At 65.1% G+C, this 20,789-nt stretch carries 15 protein-coding genes and 1 riboswitch; of the genes, 4 read left to right on the top strand and 11 right to left on the bottom strand.

Features of this window, described 5'->3' with window-relative positions; genetic code table 11:
• Window positions 1-61: 61 nt before the first annotated feature.
• The 4 genes from rpmA to AC1MCD_RS11420 form a co-directional block, all read right to left on the bottom strand.
• Entirely contained in the window at window positions 62-325 is a 264-nt protein-coding gene (gene rpmA, locus AC1MCD_RS11405; RefSeq protein ID WP_009372867.1) for a 50S ribosomal protein L27, read from the bottom strand.
• Window positions 326-384: 59 nt separating this feature from the next.
• The gene (gene rplU, locus AC1MCD_RS11410; protein ID WP_255769572.1) at window positions 385-693 is read right to left on the bottom strand and encodes a 50S ribosomal protein L21; all 309 of its coding nucleotides are present in this window, start codon (window positions 691-693) and stop codon (window positions 385-387) included.
• Window positions 694-965: 272 nt separating this feature from the next.
• Entirely contained in the window at window positions 966-2,567 is a 1,602-nt protein-coding gene (thiD, locus tag AC1MCD_RS11415; RefSeq protein ID WP_498672013.1) for a bifunctional hydroxymethylpyrimidine kinase/phosphomethylpyrimidine kinase, read from the bottom strand.
• A riboswitch (TPP riboswitch) is annotated at window positions 2,550-2,647 on the bottom strand. Its footprint overlaps the gene before it by 18 nt.
• Before the next feature lie 117 nt (window positions 2,648-2,764).
• Window positions 2,765-6,184 carry an Rne/Rng family ribonuclease gene (locus tag AC1MCD_RS11420; protein WP_498672016.1) on the bottom strand — a complete coding sequence of 1,140 codons (3,420 nt, stop codon included), beginning with the start codon at window positions 6,182-6,184 and terminating at the stop codon, window positions 2,765-2,767.
• 467 nt (window positions 6,185-6,651) lie between these two features.
• Here AC1MCD_RS11420 and AC1MCD_RS11425 point away from each other — a divergent pair, with 467 nt between their 5' ends.
• Window positions 6,652-7,353 (top strand): vitamin K epoxide reductase family protein, encoded by a 702-nt coding sequence (locus tag AC1MCD_RS11425; RefSeq protein WP_498672019.1) that lies wholly within the window; start codon window positions 6,652-6,654, stop codon window positions 7,351-7,353.
• A gap of 102 nt (window positions 7,354-7,455) precedes the next feature.
• Here the strand turns inward: AC1MCD_RS11425 and ndk are convergent, their stop codons facing one another.
• Genes ndk through ileS form a run of 4 tightly spaced genes read right to left on the bottom strand, consistent with a single transcriptional unit; the run spans window position 7,456 to window position 13,063 of the window.
• Window positions 7,456-7,875 carry a nucleoside-diphosphate kinase gene (gene ndk / locus AC1MCD_RS11430; RefSeq protein WP_498672022.1) on the bottom strand — a complete coding sequence of 140 codons (420 nt, stop codon included), beginning with the start codon at window positions 7,873-7,875 and terminating at the stop codon, window positions 7,456-7,458.
• A 38-nt stretch (window positions 7,876-7,913) separates the two neighbouring features.
• On the bottom strand, window positions 7,914-8,360 hold the full coding sequence (locus AC1MCD_RS11435; protein ID WP_498672024.1) for a DUF4233 domain-containing protein: 447 nt from the start codon (window positions 8,358-8,360) through the stop codon (window positions 7,914-7,916).
• Window positions 8,361-8,362: 2 nt separating this feature from the next.
• The gene (locus tag AC1MCD_RS11440) at window positions 8,363-9,721 is read right to left on the bottom strand and encodes a bifunctional folylpolyglutamate synthase/dihydrofolate synthase (RefSeq protein WP_498672026.1); all 1,359 of its coding nucleotides are present in this window, start codon (window positions 9,719-9,721) and stop codon (window positions 8,363-8,365) included.
• A 3-nt stretch (window positions 9,722-9,724) separates the two neighbouring features.
• Window positions 9,725-13,063, bottom strand: a complete 3,339-nt coding sequence (gene ileS, locus AC1MCD_RS11445) for an isoleucine--tRNA ligase (RefSeq protein WP_498672027.1) — start codon at window positions 13,061-13,063, stop codon at window positions 9,725-9,727.
• A gap of 403 nt (window positions 13,064-13,466) precedes the next feature.
• Between ileS and AC1MCD_RS11450 the strand changes: the two genes are divergently transcribed.
• Both AC1MCD_RS11450 and AC1MCD_RS11455 read left to right on the top strand, forming a co-directional pair.
• Entirely contained in the window at window positions 13,467-14,531 is a 1,065-nt protein-coding gene (locus tag AC1MCD_RS11450) for an endonuclease/exonuclease/phosphatase family protein (protein ID WP_498672029.1), read from the top strand.
• Window positions 14,532-14,556: 25 nt separating this feature from the next.
• Window positions 14,557-14,889, top strand: coding sequence for a hypothetical protein (locus AC1MCD_RS11455; RefSeq protein WP_498672030.1), 333 nt, complete (start codon window positions 14,557-14,559; stop codon window positions 14,887-14,889).
• A 16-nt stretch (window positions 14,890-14,905) separates the two neighbouring features.
• Here the strand turns inward: AC1MCD_RS11455 and AC1MCD_RS11460 are convergent, their stop codons facing one another.
• Complete coding sequence (locus AC1MCD_RS11460) at window positions 14,906-15,709, bottom strand: SDR family oxidoreductase (protein ID WP_498672033.1); 804 nt, start codon at window positions 15,707-15,709, stop codon at window positions 14,906-14,908.
• Between the two features lie 82 nt (window positions 15,710-15,791).
• Between AC1MCD_RS11460 and valS the strand changes: the two genes are divergently transcribed.
• Complete coding sequence (gene valS, locus AC1MCD_RS11465) at window positions 15,792-18,410, top strand: valine--tRNA ligase (protein ID WP_498672035.1); 2,619 nt, start codon at window positions 15,792-15,794, stop codon at window positions 18,408-18,410.
• 362 nt (window positions 18,411-18,772) lie between these two features.
• Here valS and AC1MCD_RS11470 read toward each other — a convergent pair whose 3' ends face one another.
• A complete protein-coding gene (locus AC1MCD_RS11470) occupies window positions 18,773-19,387 on the bottom strand; it encodes a mycothiol-dependent nitroreductase Rv2466c family protein (protein ID WP_498672037.1) in 615 nt (204 codons plus the stop codon).
• 51 nt (window positions 19,388-19,438) lie between these two features.
• On the bottom strand, window positions 19,439-20,719 hold the full coding sequence (clpX, locus tag AC1MCD_RS11475; protein ID WP_498672039.1) for an ATP-dependent Clp protease ATP-binding subunit ClpX: 1,281 nt from the start codon (window positions 20,717-20,719) through the stop codon (window positions 19,439-19,441).
• Window positions 20,720-20,789: the final 70 nt, after the last annotated feature.

Consider the following 20,789-nt stretch of genomic DNA (forward strand, 5'->3'; position numbering starts at 1 on the left):
TGCGGTTAAAAGAACAGTGGAGCGGACCAAATGGCCCGCTCCACCGCTTCAGAACTATTTGTTACTCTGCAGCTGCAGCAGCAACGATGTTGACGACGCGGCGACCGCGGCGGGTGCCGAATTCGACAGCTCCCGGGGTCAGTGCGAACAGGGTGTCGTCGCCGCCGCGGCCAACGCCGGCGCCCGGGTGGAAGTGGGTGCCACGCTGGCGGACGATGATCTCGCCTGCGGAAACTACCTGGCCGCCGAAGCGCTTGACGCCGAGGTACTGGGCGTTGGAGTCACGACCGTTGCGAGTGGAACTCGCGCCTTTTTTATGTGCCATTTGAAATGCCTGCCTCTAAATTCTGGGGAATCTGCTGAAAACCTGAACAGTAACGAAGGTTACTTGATACCAGTGATCTTGACCTTGGTCAGTTCCTGACGGTGACCCTGGCGCTTCTTGTAACCGGTCTTGTTCTTGAACTTCTGGATGACGATCTTCGGACCACGGAGGTCGTTGAGGATCTCAGCCGTAACAGTTACCTTGGCCAGGTCCGCAGCTGCGGAGGTGACCTTGTCACCGTCTACCAGGAGCAGGGCAGGCAGCTCAATGGTGCTGCCAGCTCCACCGGCGACGCGGTTGAGGGTAACGAAGTCTCCAACGGAGACCTTCTCTTGCCGGCCGCCTGCGCGGACAATCGCGTACACCACTTGGGAACTCACTTCTCTCGACGTTTATTACTAAATTTGCGTGCGGGCCCGAATCCAAAACTGGCTGGGTTTCCCGCTGTGCCTCAACGCCGTGGGGTCGTAACCCAAGTGTTGGCGTAAGCACCGAAGATCTAGAATACGCTAATTTCGCCTTCGGCTGCAAATGAGGCTGGTTACGGCCGGTTGTCTGTGATAAGTCCCACTAGGGGGATCACTACTGACAATCCGAAACCGTGCCCGACTATCGTACCGGCTGCAGCCACCGCAAATGTTCAGGCGTGCAGGCGCGGCGCGTCGAAGAAGTCCACTTCGAAACGGCATGAGTGCCTGAACGCCCGGAGCATGGCGTCCTGTTCGTCCGCTGATGCCCTCCTGCCTGCCTCGTCAGCCATGGCGACAGCTTCGCCGGTTGCCTCTGCGAAGTCCTCGTCCGCGTAGGTCCGAAGCCACTGGGCGTACGGGTGCTCTTCCGGTGCTCCGGCTGCCAGGAATTGCGCATGCAGGGTCTGGCCCACTTCGGCGTAGAGCCAGAAGCACGGCAGGAGTGCCGCCACCAGCACTGCGTAACTGCCGGAGGCGGAGGTTGCCAGCAGGTGGTCCACGTAGGACTTGGTGACCGGGCCCAGGACGTGCTCCACCGTGCGTGGGCTGAGCCAGGTGCGGTGCAGTTCGGATTCGACCTCAAGGCAGTGCTGGGCCGACCGGGCCCAGAACAGCTGTGCGGCTTCCGTAGGCGCCAGCGCACTGGCTCGGGCCAGGGCACGCGAGTAACCGTTGAGATAGATGGCGTCCTGGGCGAGGTAGTAGGCGAACTGATCCTCCCCCAACGTGCCTGCGGCCAGGCCGCGGATAAATTCAAGCCCGTAGATGGCGTCCAGGTCAGGGGCCGCCGCCTGGCGCAGGGCCGCAGCGAATTCCCCGGTGGCGAGGGGCCGCCGGACGTGGTGGAAGTGGTGGATGGGACCGTTGCCGCCCCCGACCTCCAGCTGGCCCGAGGCCTGCAGCGCGCCGGCAAGCCAGGGCTTCACCTGTCGCAGCGATGCTTCCCATTCCCCCAGCCGGGCTTGTGCCGTGGCCATCGCGGAGGACAGCGAGCAGCCGGTGCCGTGACTGTTGCGGGTGGGTATTCTGTCTCCGGCCACTTCCACCACCGGCCGGGAGAGTAGCCCCCCGGCGTTGACGAGGGCATCCGGGCACGCACCGCCGTCGAGATGGCCTCCCTTGACCAGGATGGTGGCGCCGGTGGCCGCGGCGAGGCGTTTGCCCTGTTCCAGCGCGGCGGCCCAGCCCCGGGCTTGCGGTTCGCGCACAAGGATGGCCAGTTCAGCGAGGTTGGGCGTAATGAGGTCCGCGAGCGGCAGCAGGGCGAGCAGGGCAGCCTCCGCTGATTCCTTCAGCAGCCGGTCCCCGCTCGTGGCAACCATGACGGGATCCAGAACCACGACGGCGGGACGCACCTCTTCCAGCCAGCTGCGGACCGTGTCAATCACCTCCGCATTTCCCAGCATGCCGATCTTGACGGCGTCGATGGTGATGTCATCGCTGACGGCATCAAGCTGCTGGCGCAGGAACGCAGCGGGTGGCACGTGGACAGCCTGGACACCCTGGGTGTTTTGAACGGTCAGTGCGGTGATGGCTGCCATGCCGTATCCGCCCAGGGCGGCAATACTCTTGAGATCGGCCTGAATACCGGCCCCACCGGAAGGATCCGATCCGGCGATGGACAGCACACGCGGGGTAGCACGCAGCACTGCCCCCGAAGTGGACACCGGGCGCTGGGCAGCGCGCCCTTGTAATGGTTGCTGAGGTTGGGGGGCATGGGAAGTTTCGGGGGTTGCGGGAGGAAGGACATAGGTCGAAGCCAAAGGAGACATCCCTTCGCCGGTACTAACCGGACAGGTTCAACGGGTGTGGATCTCAGCCGGCTCTTTGCGCGGCACCCCGTGTCAGACACCCACCCTAGCGTTTCCGTGCTGCCGCCGCTTCAGATGAAGCCGGAACGCACGATGCCCGCACGCGCCCCTCGGAAGGGGGCGGGTACGGGCATCCTGGGTGGTGGCCTCGCGCAGAGTCAGAGCTCCGAAGCGGGTACCCCTACGCCGAGGATAATCGGCGCATTTGCCTCTGCCGGTGCTGCGGCCGCCGGAGGAGTGGTGCGCTCCGGCGCCTTGGCGGCATGGGTATGCCCGGCGGCGGCCGGAACCGCTTCGTGGTGCTCCACCGTGGTGGCGTTGGCTGCGCCCTGGGCACGGCTGGCGCTCCGGTTCCGTCGCGGACGGCGGGCACGGGGCTGCTCGGTGTGGTCGGAGTAGTCCTTCTCGGCCACGGCAGGAGCCTGGGCAGAAGCCTGAGCCGGTGCCTGACGTGCAGGCTCTGCGGCCTGCTGACGCTCGGTCCGCTGGCGCTCAGCCGGCTGCCGCTCCGCAATCCTGCTTTCGTCCTGGCGTGCAGCCTCCTGGCTTTCGGCCGGAGCGCTGGCGGCAACAGGTGCCGGTTCGCCAAGCTTGGCGAACGCCTCCGCCAGGCGGTCAAGAGTCAGTGCCGGAGCCTGCGGCCGCTCCTCGTGGTGCTCCACAAACGGCAGCACTACCTGCTCGCCACCGAACGTCAGCACGGCGGCGGGCCGGCCCGTGCTGTCCGTCTCGGAAGGTTGCGCCGGCGCAAGGGCCGGGGCTTCCGGGCCGGAGGCCTTGCCGGCCGCCGCATGGGCTAGTTCGTCGTCGTGCAGGTGGGCCGCGTGTGCGGCGGCCGCAATGTTGGCGAGTGCCGCCCTTGTGGCCTCGGCCTTGGCATGGCGCTCGGCGTCGCTCGGATCCGGGTGGACCGTATGGATCTGCACCGGAGCTGCAGGCGCTACGTCCAGGGGCTGCCCGCCGCGGCCGCGGCGGCGCTTACGGTCAGTCCGCGCGCCCTGCTGGGCGTCCGGACGGGTGTCGACGCGCTGGTTGTCCGGGCGCTGCGCGTCCGGGCGGTTGTCGGCACGCTGCACGTGGTGTTCGGCGGCGACGGTGTTGGCGCGGCGGTGCTCCACGGGGTCGTCGTGGGTGACAATTCCGCGTCCGGCGCAGGTTTCGCACTGTTCGCCGAACACCTCCAGGAGTCCGGTGCCCATGCGCTTTCGCGTCATCTGCACCAGACCCAGCGACGTCACTTCCGCCACCTGGTGCTTGGTGCGGTCCCGGCCCAGGCATTCCACCATGCGGCGGAGCACCAGGTCGCGGTTGGACTCCAGGACCATGTCGATGAAGTCAATGACAATGATGCCGCCGATGTCGCGGAGCCGGAGCTGCCGGACCACTTCTTCGGCCGCTTCGAGGTTGTTCTTGGTGACAGTTTCCTCGAGGTTGCCGCCGCTGCCGGTGAACTTACCCGTGTTGACGTCCACCACGGTCATGGCTTCGGTACGGTCAATGACCAGCGAACCGCCGGACGGCAGGAAGACCTTGCGCTCGAGTGCCTTGTGGATCTGCTCGTCGATCCGCCACGCGGCAAAAATGTCGTGGTCCTTGGTCCACTTTTCCAGGCGACCCACCAGGTCCGGGGCAACGTAGGTGACGTAGGCCTCGATGGTGTCCCACGCCTCTTCACCGGAGACGATCAGCTTCGAGAAGTCCTCATTGAAGACGTCGCGGACCACCTTGATGGTGAGGTCCGGTTCGCCGTAAAGCAGCTCCGGGGCCAGGATTTTGGTGGACGTGGACTGGCTTTCGATGCCCTCCCACTGAGCACGCAGCCGGTTGATATCGTGCGTGAGTTCCTCTTCCGAGGCACCCTCTGCGGCGGTCCGGACAATCACGCCGGCATGCTCGGGCAAACGGTCCTTGAGGATGCGTTTGAGGCGGTTGCGTTCGACGTCGGGCAGCTTGCGGGAGATGCCCGTCATGGAGCCGCCCGGCACGTACACGAGGTAACGGCCCGGGAGGGAGATCTGGCTGGTCAGCCGGGCGCCCTTGTGTCCCACGGGATCCTTGGTCACCTGGACCAGGACGGTGTCGCCCGACTTAAGCGCGTTTTCGATCCGGCGCTGCTTGCCTTCGAGGTTAACGGCTTCCCAGTTCACTTCACCGGCGTACAACACGGCGTTGCGGCCGCGTCCAATGTCAACGAACGCCGCTTCCATGGAGGGCAGGACGTTCTGAACCTTGCCCAGGTAGACGTTGCCGATCAGGGAGTCCTGCTGGGTCTTGGAGACAAAGTGCTCGGCCAGGACGCCGTCTTCCAGGACGCCGATCTGGATTCTGTCGTCGCGCTGGCGGACAATCATCTGCCGGTCCACTGACTCACGGCGGGCCAGGAACTCGGCCTCGGTGATCACAGTCCTGCGGCGGCCGGTGTCGCGGGATTCGCGGCGGCGCTGCTTCTTGGCTTCGAGCCTAGTGGAGCCCTTCACGCTGGTCACCCGGTTATTGACCGGCGCCTCGGTCACCGCGCGCGGAGCCCGGACGCGCGTCACCGTGTTGGGCGGGTCGTCGCCCTCTCCGCCGGTCAGTTCAAGATCCTGGTCGCCACGGCGGCGGCGACGACGACGGCGGGACGTCACGCCTTCATCGTTCTGGCCGGCGGCTTCTTCGTCGTCGTCTCCGGCACCGTCCTGGCCGCTGTCAGAACCATCGGCGTCAGTGCCGGCATCGCTGTCACCGCTGCGGCTTCGACCGCGGCGGCCACGGCTGCGGCGACGGCGACGGCTGTTGGCGTCGTCCCCTTCGCCCTCTTCGGCGTCGTCCTCTTCCGGCTCTTCCACCTCGGCGGGAACGGGCCGGACAACCGTTGTCAGGTCCGGGGCCTGGAAGAGCACGGACGTGGCTGAGCCCGGTTCCAGGAACAGCGAACCGAACGGGCTGGCGTGCTCCGCGGCGGCCTGCCCGTCAGCGGGAGCGGCGGCGTCAGCCTGCACCGGAGCTGTTGCCTCGGCAGCGGCGGCTGTTACGGGAACGGAGGCCGCCACGGGAGCGGCTGCTTCAGGCTCTGCCGCAAGGGGGGCGGCTGCGGCAGCCACAACAGTGTCAGGGGCTGCGATGTCAGGGGCAGAGGCCTTGCGGGTGGCAACGCGGCGGCGGCGGACCGGCTTGGCATCCGGGTCTGCCTCGGCGAGCGGGGATCCGCCGGCGGGCTCCGAGGCACTCGGCGCAACGGCCTGACCGGACGCGGATGCTTGCGTGGACGCTGCATCCGCGGCAGGTGCATCCGTGGCCTCGGCGGCGAAAGCAGGCAGCGGTTCCCCAACTTCTGGCTTCTTACGCGCACGGGTCCGACGTACAGGGGCCTTTGCTTCCGGTGCGGCCTCGACTACGGCCACTGCCTCGAGGACCGCAGCGGTCCCGGCGTCGGGCTGCGCCGCGGCCTGGGTCGGGGACTCGGTACCGGCGGATGCTGCGACGCCGGCTGCCTTCGGGGCTGCCTTACGGCGGGCCCTTGTGGCCTTCAGGGGCGCCTCGGGGGTTTCAGCTGTCATTGTTTCAGCGTTAACGGCTGGTACGTGTTCATTTTCCATGTGTAGCTACACTCCTGCCCCTGACGTACCGCCACATCCGGCACCCATTGGGGCACATATTGTCAAAACCCGCAGGCGTTGACAGAAGTCAAGTGGATACTCCCAGGTTCGCACCGGCATTGGGGTGCGGCAGCCCGTGGGAGCCGTCGGCTGTGTCCTGAAACCCGTTGTTCTAAAATGCCACAACCAGGTGCCGACCAATGGAATTGCGGGAGGCCGGATCAGAGAATCCAAAGCCTGCCCTGCTCATCATTGGCGGTCTTGAAACAAGCCACCGGACCGGAGTCCGAATGTGGGTCGGCCTCCAGCCATGTTCATTCTCTCACACCGCAGCCTCAAGGCCGCGGAAGCGGGGTCAAAGGATCCGCGCCTGCAGACTCCGGCCTGTGGCGCCGGCTGAAGGGCGTGTTCAGGCGCCGGCGTTACAATCGGGCTAGGAGCACCCGAAGCAAAGGACGCCACACACCATGCCCAGCATTTCCCCGCACGGTACCGACACAACACACGTCTCCCCCACCGCCGGGCCCCCCGCTGCAGCGCCGTCGGACACGGCGACGGCAACGAAGGCCGCCGCCCTGCCGCGCATGGCCCGTAACCGGCCCCTCGGTTGGCTCATGGTCATTACGGGAGTCATCGGCTGGCTGGCTTCGGGAACGCTTGTCCTGGAAAAGCTGGAGGTCCTCAAGGATCCCAACCACACCACCGTCTGCGATGTGAATCCCTGGATCTCCTGCGGCCAGGTCATGCAGACCTGGCAAAGCTCCGTATTCGGGTTCCCCAACATGTTTATTGGCATTGTGGCCTTCGCCATCATCATCACCGTGGGCATGGCCCTGCTGTCCGGCGCTACGTTCGCCCGCTGGTACTGGGCAGGGCTCCAGTCCGGCGTCACCTTGGGTTTCGCCTTTGTTGTGTGGCTGTGGTCCCAGGCCCTGTACGCGATCCACATCCTCTGCCCGTTCTGCATGATCGTCTGGGCCGCCATGATCCCGCTGTTCGTCTGGGTCACCATCAGGAACATCAGCCACGGCGTGATCCCCATGCCCGCCGGCGCAGCCAAGGTCCTGGGCGACTCGGGCTGGATCATCACCGCGCTGATCTACGTCGCGGTCATCGCCACCATCTTCTTCGCCTTCATCCAGGTGTTCGCAGGAACGTCCGGCTTTTAGGTCCCAACCCAAAAAGCACCTCGTCGAGGTGACAGTTAAGGCCAATGTCCGCGGAGGACATTGGCCTTAACTGTCACCTCGGTGAGGCGGTCGGTTCAGGTGCTAGCCCTGGAACCAGATCTTGATCTCGCGCTCGGCCGAGTCCACGGAATCGGACCCGTGGACCAGGTTCTGCTGGACCTTCAGGCCCCAGTCGCGGCCGAAGTCGCCACGGATGGTGCCGGGGGCGGCAGTGGTGGGGTCGGTGGTTCCGGCCAGGGACCGGAAGCCTTCGATGACGCGGTGGCCTTCGAAGATGGCCGCCACTACCGGGCCGCTCAGCATGAATTCCACGAGCGGCTCGTAGAACGGCTTGCCCACGTGCTCCTCGTAGTGCTGCTCCAGGAGTTCGCGGCTGGCGTCAACTTTTTTCAGCGCCGCGAGGGTGTACCCCTTGGCCTCAATGCGGCTCAGGATGGCGCCGCTGAGGTTGCGGGACACGCCGTCGGGCTTGATCAAAACGAGGGTGCGCTCAATGCTCACAGTTGCTCCAATGCGTTGGTGGGGGTTTCGGGACAAGTCTACGAGGCCGGCGGGGTGTCCCCGTGCTCCGCGTCCCATACAGCCTGTTCGCGTTCGCGCCTGGCCGACTCCGAGTCGATCCTGATGCCGGTCCGGATCCCGTACCACCAGGCCAGGCCGAACAGGGCCCCCACCAGGAACATCATGGGTTCAACGATGCCGGTGAGGATCAGCACGATCTGCAGGAGCCAGCCCAGTCCCACGCCCCACGGTTTGGACAGCACGGCACAGGCAAAGACCATCACCAGGCTGAGGGCGATGCCGATCCCCAGGATCAGGGCCGGCGGGAATTCACCGCGCCTGAGCCCAAAAACGGCGAGGGTGGCAAAAAAGACCACAAATGCCTCGAGCAGCAGGACCGTGGAGGCAAACATTACTTTGGTGGAACGGCGCTTCTTCGGCATCCCCGGACGCCATTCGCGCTGGGCTTTGGTCAGCTTGGCCACGGCTAAGCCTCCGTCTTTCCGAGCAGGATCCGCGCCTCCGCCACCAGGGTGATGGACCCGGTGACCAGCACGCCGCCGGCCAGGTCATCGTTGGCTTCGGCACGCTCCACCGCCCACTCCAGGGCGTCGTCGAGCTTCTCCGCGATGTGGATATTGTCTTCGCCGAAGCCCATCTCCACAGCCAGTTCCGCCAGCTCGGCTGCAGGTACGGCACGCGGGGAATTGGACTGGGTGAAGCAGTACTCCTCGGCAAGGTCGCCCAGGGACTCCTTGAGCTGGCGCAGGATCTCTTCCGCGTCCTTCTCCTTGAGGACGCCCACCACGGGAACCAGCCGGGTGAAGGTGAAAGCCTCCTGGATGGCCTCGGCCGAGACCCGGATGCCGTCCGGGTTGTGGGCGGCGTCCACGATGATGGTGGGCGCAGTCCGGACAACTTCGAGTCGTCCCGGAGAGGTAACTGAGGCGAAGGCTTCCTGCAGCACTTCGGCGTCGAGTTCCTTTTCGCCGCCGAAGAAAGCCTCAAGGGCAGCCACCGCAACGGCTGCGTTCTGAGCCTGATGCGCCCCGTGCAGGGGCAGCAGGAGATCCGGGTACCGGCCGGCGATCCCCTGGATGCTGACGACCTGCCCGCCGACGGCAACGGTCCGGGCTTCGACGCCGAATTCCACGCCTTCAAACCGGAACGGCACCGCCACCTCTTTGGCCTTTTCCAGCAGCACCTGGGCGGCATCCACGGGCTGGGACGCGCTGATGAGGTAACCGCCGGGCTTGATGATGCCGGCTTTTTCGTAGGCGATGTCTTCGGTGGTGTCACCCAGCAGGTCCGTGTGGTCCAGCGAGATGGGAGTGATCACCGAAACCAGGCCGTCGCCCACGTTGGTGGCGTCGGTGATGCCGCCCAGGCCAACTTCGATGACGGCAACGTTGACGGGCTGGTCGGCGAAAATGGCGAAGCCCAGGATGGTCAGGCATTCAAAGTAGGTGAGCCGGGGCTCCCCCGCCGCCGTGAGTTCGTCGTCGACGATCTGCAGGTACGGGCGGATCTCATCCCAGATCCGGACGAACGTTTCGTCGGAAACGGGGTGGCCGTCGATGCTGATCCGTTCGGTGACCTTGGACAGGTGCGGGCTGGTGTAGCGGCCGGTGCTCAGGCCGTGGGCGCGCAGCCCGGCCTCGATCATCCGCGCCGTGGAGGTCTTGCCGTTGGTTCCGGTGACATGGATGATCGGAAAGGCCTTGTTGGGCTCGCCCAGGACGTCCATGGCACGGAACAGCGGTGCGAGCCGCGGCTCCATCTTGTTTTCGGGCGCACGGCCCAGCAGCTCGGCGTAGACGCTCTCTACGGAGAATTCGTCGGTCATATCCTAGGCCTCTGTCTTTTCGACGGTGATGCGGGGGTCCCCGGACTCGGCCGGAACGGTGTCCAGTTCACGGGTCAGGGTTTCGGTCTTGACAAGCTCGGCGTTGGCCAGCAGCGCGTCGAGGACAGCCTGGCTGGCTGTCACGGTGGTCCGGATCCGGTCGCTGACGTTCAGCCCGGCGTCCTTGCGCGCCTGCTGGATGGCCCGGACCATGTCGCGGGCCTGGCCTTCGGCCTCAAGTTCAGGCGTGACCTCGGTATTGAGGACCACAAAGCCGCCGCCCGGAAGTACCGCGACAGCAGAAGATGCAGCAGCCGAACCGCCCTCAGCCCCCGCCACCACTGTCTCCAGCGTGTACTCCTGCGGTTCGAGCTCCAGACCGCCAGCAACAACCACACCGGCGTCGGAAACAGACCAGTCTCCTGACTTCGAACCCTTGATGGCCTGCTGCACATTCTTGCCGAGGCGCGGCCCCGCAGCGCGGGCGTTGACCACGAGCTTCTGCTCGATGCCGAACTCCTCCGGGGAGGCGCTCTCGGCGTCGAGCAGGCGCACCGAACGGATGTTCAGTTCATCGGCGACGACGGCGGCGAAATCTTCCAGCGCATCTGCACCGGGTGCCACCACGGTCAGCTCCTGAAGCGGTAGGCGCACACGCAGGTTCGCGGCCTTACGGAGTGAGGATCCGGTGGAGCAGATCTGCTGCACGCGGTCCATCGCTTCCACCAGGGATGCGTCCGCCGGGAACAGCGAGGCGTCCGGCCAGTCGGCCAGGTGCACGGAGCGTCCGCCGGTCAGGCCGCGCCAGATCTCCTCGGAGACCAGCGGCAGCAGTGAGGCGGCCACGCGGGAGACGGTCTCCAGCGCTGTGTAGAGAGCGTCGAACGCGTCAGTACTTTCGTCGAAGAAACGCTGGCGGCTGCGGCGGACGTACCAGTTGGTGAGCATGTCCAGGTAGCTGCGCAGTTCGTCGCAGGCGCCGGAGATGTCGTAGCTGTCCAGCTGGGCGGTCATGTTCCTGACCAGGTCGCCGGTGTTGGCCAGCAGGTACTGGTCCAGTGTGTCGGCGTAGCCGTCGTACCGGAGTTTAGCGTCGTAGCCCTTACCGCCCGATGAAGCGTTCGTGTAGAGCGTGAAGAAGCTGTACACATTCCACAGCGGCAGGATGACCTGGCGGACGCCGTCGCGGATTCCCTGTTCGGTGACCACCAGGTTGCCGCCGCGCAGGATGGGGCTGGACATGAGGAACCAGCGCATGGCGTCGGAGCCGTCGCGGTCCAGGACTTCGGAGACGTCCGGGTAGTTGCGCAGGCTCTTGGACATCTTCTGCCCGTCCGAGCCCAGCACGATGCCGTGGCTGATGACGTTCCGGAAGGCTGGCCGGTCAAAGAGAGCGGTGGAGAGGATGTGCAGCATGTAGAACCAGCCGCGGGTCTGCCCGATGTACTCCACGATGAAGTCCGCCGGGTTGTGCGTGTCGAACCAGGCTTCGTTCTGGAACGGGTAGTGCACCTGGCCGTAGGGCATGGAGCCGGAGTCGAACCAGACGTCCAGGACGTCCTCGACGCGGCGCATCACTGACTGGCCCTCTTCCGGGGTGCGGGGATCGTCCGGGTTGGGGCGCGTCAGTTCGTCGATGAACGGGCGGTGCAGGTCAACCTGGCCGGCCTTGTTCAGCGGCAGCCGGCCGAAGTCGGCCTCAATCTCGGCGAGGGAGCCGTATACGTCGGTGCGGGGGAATTCGGGGTCGCTGGACTGCCACACAGGAATGGGGCTGCCCCAGTAGCGGTTGCGGCTGATGGACCAGTCGCGGGCGTTGGCCAGCCACTTGCCGAACTGGCCGTCCTTGACGTTGCCGGGGATCCAGTTGATCTCCTGGTTCAGTTCGGACATGCGGTCCTTGAACTTGGTGACTTCCACGTACCAGGAGGACACCGCACGGTAGATCAGCGGATTGCGGCAGCGCCAGCAGTGCGGGTAGGAGTGCTCGTAGCTGGCCTGGCGGACCAGGCGGCCCTGGGCGCGGAGCACCTGGGTGATGGGCTTGTTGGCCTCGAAAACCTGCAGGCCAACAATGTCGTGCAGGTCGCCGTGGCTGAAGAGGGGCAGGAATTTGGCGCCTTCGTCGACGGACAGCACCACCGGGATGCCGGCCTCTTCACAGACCTTCTGGTCGTCTTCACCGTAGGCGGGCGCCTGGTGGACAATGCCGGTGCCGTCTGTGGTGGTGACGTAGTCTGCCATAAGGAAACGCCAGGCGTTCTGGGTGCCGTACTTTTCGGTATCGCTGAAGTCGTGCCAGAGCGGCTGGTACTGCAGGCCCTCGAGTTCCGCCCCGGTGTGGGTGGACGTTACGGCGGCCTCGGCGGAATCCACATCCTCGTAGCCCAGGTCCTTGGCGTAGGTAGCGAGAAGGTCCGCGGCCAGGAGGAAACTGCCGGTGACGGGCGCGTCCGGCGAAGCCGCCTTGATGCCGTTGGGACCGGCGGGGAGCACGGCGTACGTGATGGCAGGCCCGACGGCGAGCGCCAGGTTGGTGGGCAGCGTCCAGGGGGTAGTGGTCCAGGCGAGCGCCTGCACACCGGCCAGCTCCCGTGACAGCTCTGACTCCCCCGCCGTGATGGGGAAGGTCACCGTGACCGTCTGGTCCTGGCGGTTCTTGTAGACGTCGTCGTCCATGCGCAGTTCATGGTTGGACAGCGGCGTCTCGTCCTTCCAGCAGTACGGCAGCACGCGGTAGCCGTTGTAGGTCAGGCCTTTTTCGTGCAGTTGCTTAAAGGCCCAGAGGACCGACTCCATGTACTCGACGTTGAGAGTCTTGTAGTCGTTGTCGAAGTCCACCCAGCGGGCCTGGCGGGTGACATAGCTCTTCCACTCGTCCGCGTACTTCATGACGGAGGCGCGGCAGGCGTCGTTGAACTTGTCGATGCCCATGGCCTCGATCTGGGTCTTGTCCGTCATGCCCAGCTGCTTCATGGCTTCCAGCTCGGCGGGCAGACCGTGGGTGTCCCAGCCGAAGCGGCGCTCAACCCGGCGGCCGCGCTGGGTCTGGTAGCGGCCCACCAGGTCCTTGGCGTAGCCGGTCAGCAGGTGTCCGTAGTGCGGGAGGCCGTTGGCGAATGGAGGGCCGTCGTAAAAGACGAATTCGTTGCTGCCGGGTTCGCCGCCTGGCGCATCAGCGCTGCGCTGGTCGATGCTGGCCTGGAACGTGCCGTCCTGGTCCCAGTACTTCAGGATGCGCTCTTCGATCTCCGGGAACTTCACGGAGGCAGAGACGCCGGCGGCAGCACCGCTCGAGGCAGTGGCCGAAGGGGAAGCTGAGGCTTTGGGGTAATTCGTCATTCTCGACATCCTGGGTTGAGCTGGTGAACCGTACAGCCGCTGCTGGCCGGTTCCGTTCAGGATGCGAGGACGGCTCCCATGCAGTCCTGAAACTGCACACTTACCGCGGTACCACCTCACTTACCGGCACTGCGTCAGCTCCCCGGAAGGAGCCTTTGTTGTGCCGGCCGCTCATTACTGCTGTGACGGGCTTACCCGTCCGGTTCTATTAACACCGCTGCCAGTTGCCTGGCGGACGTGCGTTCTTCCGGAAGCTCGCCGGTGATAGCCGGGTCGTAGCCACCTTTGAGTGTACTATCGCCCGGCAGTTCACCGCCATTCCCCGGCGGGCGCCGAGATTAGGGAGACGATTAGGGAGCCCGGCTCGCAGGAAGACGCCCGCTGCCGCCCAATAATGGACGGTATGCAGAAGGCCGGTGCACGCGGGCAAAGGAGACGTTTCCGGCGCGTCAGCGCCTGGTTCTGCTGGGCCGTCGCGGCCATCCTCTGCCTGCCCGGCGCCGCACTGACAGTCCTGCGCCTGATCCAGGCGGACATGGGCACGCCGTGGATCCAGCTGCTGTCCTTGTTTCCAGCCACCCTTGTGCTTACGACGGCGGCGCTCGCGGCCGCCGTGCTGGCCGTTTGGTTGGGTGCCCGGCCCAGCCAGACAGTCCTCGCCGCTGTGGTTACGGCCCTCCTGCTGGTTCAGCTGCATATGGTCGCTCCCCGCCTTATGCCCGGTGACGCAACGGGAACGGCGCCCCAGGCCGCAGGAACAGCTGGTGCCCCTGCCCCAGCCCCGGGACGCGCGGTAACCGTTATGGCCCTCAACGTTGGATCCAAGGGAGTTGACCCCACGGTTCTCCTGAAAGAGGCCCGGACCCGGAAGGTCGACATTCTGGCGCTCCCCGAACTGCGCCCCCTCGGCCTGGAAGCCCTGGAGGGGGCCGGAATCGCAGCAGTCTTTCCGTACCGTGCCGTGGACGTCGATTGGGCCGGGGTGGGCAGTGCGATCTTTTCCCGGTTCCCGTTGCAGGACTCCGGGCGTATGCCGGACACCGCTTTCTACCAGAGCCGGGGGGTTGTGACGATTCCGGGCGCGGCCGGGGGCATCCACCTGACCGCTATTCACATCGACTCACCCCGTCCCGGCCAGATACCCAACTGGCGCCAGGAGTTGCGTCAGTTGGGCGAGGCCCGGCAGGACGCGCACGTCTCCGCTCCGGCTATCCTGCTGGGCGATTTCAACGCCAGCTACGACCACCGCGAGTTCCGGGACCTGCTGGCGACCGGGTTAACGGATGCCGCGCAGGCCGCGGGGAAGGGTATGGCGCCCACGTGGCCGGCCGGCTCACGGATCCCGCCTTTCGTTACCCTGGACCATGTCCTGGTCACGGCCGACATCGGGATCCGAAGCTTTGCTACCATCGCAGTTCCCGGCACCGACCATGCTGGCGTGATTGCGGAGCTGGTGCTCCCGGGGTAGCACCTCTACCGGCGGTCCCGGTCGAATGGCCGGTCCTGGCCGTCCAGCTGGTGAAGGCCTGGACCAACTCCGGTCCCGCCGGATCACCGACCCTACGGATGACGGCGCCGGCAGTGCCGTGTACTCCAGCTGTTCGCTGCTGCGCAGGCCGGACGGCCAAGCGCTTGTTGATGTGGGCGTTGCCTCGGGATCCCTGCTGATCCCCACCTGGCCGATGGAGGGCCCTCCGCTGCCGGGAATCACCATCGGTCATGTGGTCACGACAGCCCGGATGGGCAGCACCGTGTACCCAGTCCAGCTCGTGCCGGGCACAGACCACACAGCCGTACTGGCCGTCCTCACCATCCCCGCGGGCTGATCACGCCCCCTCGCAATCAGCCTTTGCGGATGAGCTTATGGGCGGCTGCCTGGGCTACCGGCCGGATGACGATCTGGTCCAGGTTGACGTGGTGCGGCGCGCTGACGGCGTAGCGGACGACGTCGGCCACATCCTCTGCCGTGAGGGGCTTCTCCACCCCCTGGTAGACCTTCGATGCCGCCTGCGCGTCGCCAAGCCGGTTGAGGGCGAACTCCTCGGTCTGAACCAGGCCTGGCGCCACCTCGATGACGCGAAGGTTGTTCTCGGCTTCCTCCAGCCGGAGCGCACCGGTCAGGGCGTGCTGGGCGAACTTGGCCGCGTTATAGCCGGCGCCGCCCTCGTAGGCCACCAGGCCCGCGGTGGAAGTGAGGTTCAGCACCGTTCCCTCACCGTTGGCTCGCAGCATGGGCAGGAACGCCCGCGTGAGCTTCAGGGTGCCCAGGACGTTGACCCGGTACATCCATTCCCAGTCCTCCGTGTTGGCGGCGCCCACAAGATCAGCGCCCTTCGCTCCGCCGGCGATGTTGATCAGCGTTCCCACGCCCCCTGCTTCGGTGACACGGGCAAGCAGACGCGCGACGTCGTCGTCCTCGGTGATGTCGGCGGGAATCCCGACGGCGCCGGTCTCGGCTTCCAGCGCAGCCAGCCGGTCGGCGCGGCGCGCCACCGCGAAGACCTTCCAGCCTTCCGCCGTCAAGGCGCGAACCGTGGCCTCGCCGATGCCGGTGCTGGCGCCGGTAACAACTGCCGCCCGGTTGTGGCGTGCATCCTGCTGGGATGCCGGGTTCTGTGCTGTCCTGGTGTGTGAATCGTCAGTCATGGCACCACCCTAACGGCCCCGGCCGCAGCCGTGCCCCGCGTGATGTCGCCGGATGAAGTCCAGAACATGAAACAATTGCCAAATGGCTGAAGACACTCAGGGTACAGACACGCCCTCCACCGCCCCTATCAACGTTCCGGATAAGCCCGCCCTTGAGGGGCTCGAAGCTGCCCTTACGCAGCGTTGGCTTTCCGAAGGGACCTACAAGTTCAACCCGGACACCACCCGGGAGCAGGTCTACTCGATCGATACTCCCCCACCCACCGCGTCGGGGTCCCTGCACGTTGGGCACATGTTCTCCTATACCCAGACCGACGTCCTGGCGCGCTACCAGCGTATGACCGGCAAGAATGTGTTCTACCCGATGGGCTGGGACGACAACGGCCTGCCCACCGAGCGCCGCGTCCAGAACTACTACGGTGTCCGCTGCGATCCGGCCATCCACTACGACGCCGACTACCGGCCGCCCGCCGAGGCCGCCAAGAACCAGCGCGACTTCGACGTCATCTCACGCCGCAATTTCATTGAGCTGTGCGAGGAGCTCGCCGTCGAGGACGAAAAGGTGTTTGAGAACCTTTTCCAGACCCTCGGCCTCTCCGTTGACTGGGACCTGACCTACCGCACCATCGACGATAAGTCCCGTGCCATCTCCCAGCGCGCGTTCCTGGCCAACCTGACCGCGGGCGACGCCTACATGGCCGAAGCTCCCACCCTGTGGGACGTGACCTTCCGCACCGCAGTGGCCCAGGCCGAGCTCGAGGACCGCGAAGTTGCCGGCGCGTACTACCGCTATCCGTTCTTCACCGAAGACGGCGAAAAGATCTACGTCGAGACCACCCGCCCCGAGCTCCTGGCCGCCTGCGCCGCCCTCGTGGCAAACCCCGACGACGAACGGTACCAGCCGCTGTTCGGCAAGAAGGTCATTTCTCCCCTGTTCGGCGTCGAAGTGGAGGTGAAGGCTCACCACCTCGCCAAGGCGGACAAGGGCTCCGGCATCGCCATGGTCTGCACCTTCGGTGACCTCACCGACGTGACCTGGTGGCGCGAACTGCATCTGCCCACCCGGGCGATTGTGGGCCGCGACGGCCGCATCATCGGCGAGACGCCGGACTGGATCACCACAGCGGAAGGCCGGGCAGCATTCGAGTCGATCGCCGGCAAGACGGTCTTCAGCGCCAAGGAAGCAGTGGTCGAGCAGCTGACCGCGGCGGAACTCATTGACGGCGAGCCCAAGAAAATCATGCACCCGGTCAACTTCTTCGAGAAGGGCGACAAGCCCCTTGAGGTGGTCACCTCGCGCCAGTGGTACATCCGCAACGGCGGCCGTGACGAAGAGCGGCGCGAACGGCTGATCGGCCGTGGCAAGGAGATCGAGTTCCACCCGGCGTTCATGCGTTCACGCTACGAGAACTGGATCTCCGGACTGAATGGCGACTGGCTTGTATCCCGCCAGCGCTTCTTCGGTGTACCCGTGCCGGTCTGGTACCCGCTCGACGCCGACGGCAACCCGAACTACGACGCCCCGGTCCTGCCGGCAGACGGGCAGCTCCCGGTGGATCCCGCCGCGGATGTGGCCCCCGGCTATGAGGAAGCCCAGCGCGACGTGCCGGGCGGCTTCACCGGCGACGCCGACGTCCTGGACACCTGGGCCACCTCCTCGCTGACCCCGCAGATCGTGGGCGGCTGGAGCACCGACGAGGCTCTCTTCGCCAAGGTTTACCCGTTTGACGTGCGCCCGCAGGCCCACGACATCATCAGGACCTGGCTGTTCTCCACGGCTGTCCGCGCCGATGCCCTGCAGGACATTGCGCCGTGGAAGCACGCCGCCATCTCCGGCTGGATCCTCGACCCGGACCGGAAGAAGATGTCCAAGTCCAAGGGCAACGTGATCGTTCCCACGGACGTGCTCGAAGAATACGGCTCGGATGCCGTCCGCTATTGGGCCGCCTCGGCCAAGCTCGGCGCGGACACGGCCTACGAGATCGCGCAGATGAAGATCGGCCGACGGTTGGCCATCAAGCTGCTGAACGCGTCCAAGTTCGTGCTGAACCTGGGGGCTACCGAGAACTCCGTGGTCTCCACGGACCTTTCCGTTCTCACCAATCCCCTGGACCGCGCCGTGCTGGCACAACTGGCCGCCGTGGTGCAGCAATCCACCAAGGCGTTCGATAACTACGACTACGCCCGTGCCCTGCAGATCACCGAGAGCTTCTTCTGGCAGTTCACTGATGACTATGTGGAGCTCATCAAGGACCGCGCCTACGGTGCTGCCGGCGAGGCCGAGCAGGCATCTGTCCTGGCCGCCCTGGCTACAAGCCTGGACACGATGCTGCGCCTGTTCGCCCCGTTCCTGCCGTTCGCTACCGAAGAGGTCTGGGGCTGGTGGCGCACCGGCTCAGTACACCGTGCAGAATGGCCCGCTGCCGTTGAGGTGGACGGCGACACCACCCTGCTGGCTACTGTAGGCACTGCGCTCAGCGGTGTGCGCAAGGCGAAGTCCGAGGCCAAGGTCAAGCAGCGCACCGAGGTCCTCTCCGCCACCATTACGGCGTCGGAGTCCCTGACCACTCAGCTGAAGGCCGGGCTGGGCGACTTGAAGGCGGCCTCGAACGCCCGCGAACTGACCCTGGTGGCAGGCGACGGAGAACTCATGGTCAGTGACGTGGTCCTGGCAGCCCCCGAGGAGCAGCCGACCGCCTGACCTCGGCCGGGGCCTATAAGGCTCGCGCCGAGCAGCATCAGCCTGTTTTCGGGCAAAGGGGAAGCCCCATCAGCGTTTTGCCGTTGGTGGGGCTTCGACTTTGCGGCCATCTGGTGACGTCTTGATGGTCTGGCCGGATCCTAGGATTTTCAGGTCGTCCTACCTCGTCACTGGTAGCTTATATCTGACTTTGCCGAAGGCTGCGTCGGATATATATCACTGAATCTTTGGTTCCTGCGTCTCACTTCTTTCGAAGTGGGTAAGAACCATTCTGGTCCCGTGGCTCGGCAAGCGCAAGAGCCCCTGAAGAACTACAAGAGAGTAATTCTTCAGGGGCTCTTTGCTGCCGGGCGAGGGGCGTATCAGTTGAATTCAGGGCTCTCGCTGCGGCTGCGCTTGATTTCGAAGAAGTGCGGGAAGGACGCCAGCGTGACCGAGGCATCCCACAGCTGGCCGGCCTGCTCCCCCCGCGGGATGCGGGTCAGCACGGGACCGAAGAACGCGGTTCCGTTGAAGGCCACAACCGGCGTTCCGACGTCCTGGCCCACAAGGGAGATACCTTCTTCATGGCTCGCCCGCAATTGGGTATCGACATCATCCGTGGTGGCAGCGTCCGCCAGGCTGGCCGGAAGGCCGCACTCGGCAAGGGCTTTGCTGATGACCACACCGAAGTCCTTCTCGCCGCCAACATGGATCAGCGTGCCCATGGCGTCGTACAGGGGCTTGACCACTTGGTCACCGTGCTGCTCCTTGGCGGCGATAATGACGCGCACCGGGCCCCAGCCCCTATCCATAAGCTCCCGGTAGCCGGCGTCGAGGTCGCGCCCCTCGTTCAGGACGGCCAGGCTCATCACGTGCCAGACGGTCTTGATCTCCCGGACAGCCTCAACCTCACCGATCCAGCGGGAAGTGATCCAAGCGAAGGGGCACAGCGGATCGAACCAGAAATCGGCGTGGTTGGTGGTGGTTTCAGTCATGCGTGAGTCCTCTGCGTTCGTCAATGCTGTAAATCGTGAGTCTGGGATGGGTCAGGCGGATTTGCGACGCTTGGTCACGTGCGGGATCAGCGTAGGCTCCGCCTTCTTCAGGACAACGTCGGCGGTGATCACCACGCTGGCCACATCCTCCCGGCTGGGCAGGTCGAACATGACCGGCAGCAGCACTTCCTCCATGATGGCGCGAAGACCGCGGGCGCCGGTGCCACGTTCCAAGGCCTGCTCGGCGATGGCATTCAGGGCATCCTCTTCGAAGACCAGCTCCACGCCGTCAATCTGGAACATCTTCTGGTACTGCTTGACCAACGCGTTCTTGGGCGTGGACAGGATCTGGATCAGGGCGTCCCGGTCCAGGCTCGAGACGGTGGTGATCACAGGCAGGCGGCCAATGAATTCCGGGATCAGGCCAAACTTCAGCAGGTCTTCAGGCATAACCTCGCCGTAGGAGTCCACCTTGTTGCTGGCATCGTTGAGCGGGGCACCGAACCCAATACCCTTACGCCCGGAGCGTGAGCCGATGATCTCCTCGAGCCCGGCGAACGCGCCTGCCACGATGAAAAGCACGTTGGTGGTGTCGATCTGGATGAATTCCTGGTGGGGGTGCTTGCGGCCGCCCTGCGGCGGTACCGACGCAACGGTTCCTTCAAGGATCTTCAGCAGGGCCTGCTGGACGCCTTCACCGGAGACATCCCGGGTGATGGACGGATTTTCGCTCTTGCGCGAAATCTTATCGATTTCGTCAATGTAGATGATGCCCTGTTCGGCCTTCTTGACGTCATAGTCCGCGGCCTGAATGAGCTTGAGCAGGATATTCTCCACGTCCTCACCCACGTAGCCGGCCTCGGTCAGCGCCGTGGCATCGGCAACGGCGAACGGAACGTTCAGCCGCCGGGCCAGGGTCTGGGCGAGGTAGGTTTTGCCGCAGCCTGTGGGGCCGATCAGGAGGATGTTGGACTTGGCGATTTCGACGTCGTCGTGGTGGCCGCCGTCAGCGAGGCTGCCGCTCTTCGGTGCGTGGCCAGCCTGGATCCGCTTGTAGTGGTTGTAGACGGCAACGGCGAGGGAACGCTTTGCAGGTTCCTGGCCAATCACGTATTCCTGCAGGAAGTCGAAGATTTCGCGGGGCTTGGGCAGTTCGAAGCTTCCCAGATCGGCGACTTCCGCGAGCTCTTCTTCAATGATCTCGTTGCAGAGTTCAATGCATTCGTCGCAGATATATACACCGGGCCCGGCAATGAGCTTGCGCACCTGCTTCTGGCTCTTTCCGCAGAAAGAACACTTCAGCAGATCCGTGCTCTCGCCAATCCGAGCCATATGTGAACCCCTTTAGAATCTTGCTGCCAGGCAGCTGTGCACCGTTGCTGGAATCGTGGCGGGCCTGGGA

The sequence above is a fragment of the Arthrobacter sp. BF1 genome, from assembly GCF_056680215.1.

What these genes read in the sequence shown, in the direction of transcription:
- AC1MCD_RS11455 (WP_498672030.1), top strand. Translation starts at nt 14,557, where the DNA reads ATGGCCGGTCCTGGCCGTCCAGCTGGTGAAGGCCTGGACCAACTCCGG.
- valS (WP_498672035.1), top strand. Translation starts at nt 15,792, where the DNA reads ATGGCTGAAGACACTCAGGGTACAGACACGCCCTCCACCGCCCCTATC.
- ileS (WP_498672027.1), bottom strand. Translation starts at nt 13,063, where the DNA reads ATGACGAATTACCCCAAAGCCTCAGCTTCCCCTTCGGCCACTGCCTCG.
- AC1MCD_RS11420 (WP_498672016.1), bottom strand. Translation starts at nt 6,184, where the DNA reads ATGGAAAATGAACACGTACCAGCCGTTAACGCTGAAACAATGACAGCT.
- AC1MCD_RS11440 (WP_498672026.1), bottom strand. Translation starts at nt 9,721, where the DNA reads ATGACCGACGAATTCTCCGTAGAGAGCGTCTACGCCGAGCTGCTGGGC.
- AC1MCD_RS11460 (WP_498672033.1), bottom strand. Translation starts at nt 15,709, where the DNA reads ATGACTGACGATTCACACACCAGGACAGCACAGAACCCGGCATCCCAG.
- AC1MCD_RS11470 (WP_498672037.1), bottom strand. Translation starts at nt 19,387, where the DNA reads ATGACTGAAACCACCACCAACCACGCCGATTTCTGGTTCGATCCGCTG.
- AC1MCD_RS11425 (WP_498672019.1), top strand. Translation starts at nt 6,652, where the DNA reads ATGCCCAGCATTTCCCCGCACGGTACCGACACAACACACGTCTCCCCC.
- rpmA (WP_009372867.1), bottom strand. Translation starts at nt 325, where the DNA reads ATGGCACATAAAAAAGGCGCGAGTTCCACTCGCAACGGTCGTGACTCC.
- clpX (WP_498672039.1), bottom strand. Translation starts at nt 20,719, where the DNA reads ATGGCTCGGATTGGCGAGAGCACGGATCTGCTGAAGTGTTCTTTCTGC.
- AC1MCD_RS11450 (WP_498672029.1), top strand. Translation starts at nt 13,467, where the DNA reads ATGCAGAAGGCCGGTGCACGCGGGCAAAGGAGACGTTTCCGGCGCGTC.
- thiD (WP_498672013.1), bottom strand. Translation starts at nt 2,567, where the DNA reads ATGTCTCCTTTGGCTTCGACCTATGTCCTTCCTCCCGCAACCCCCGAA.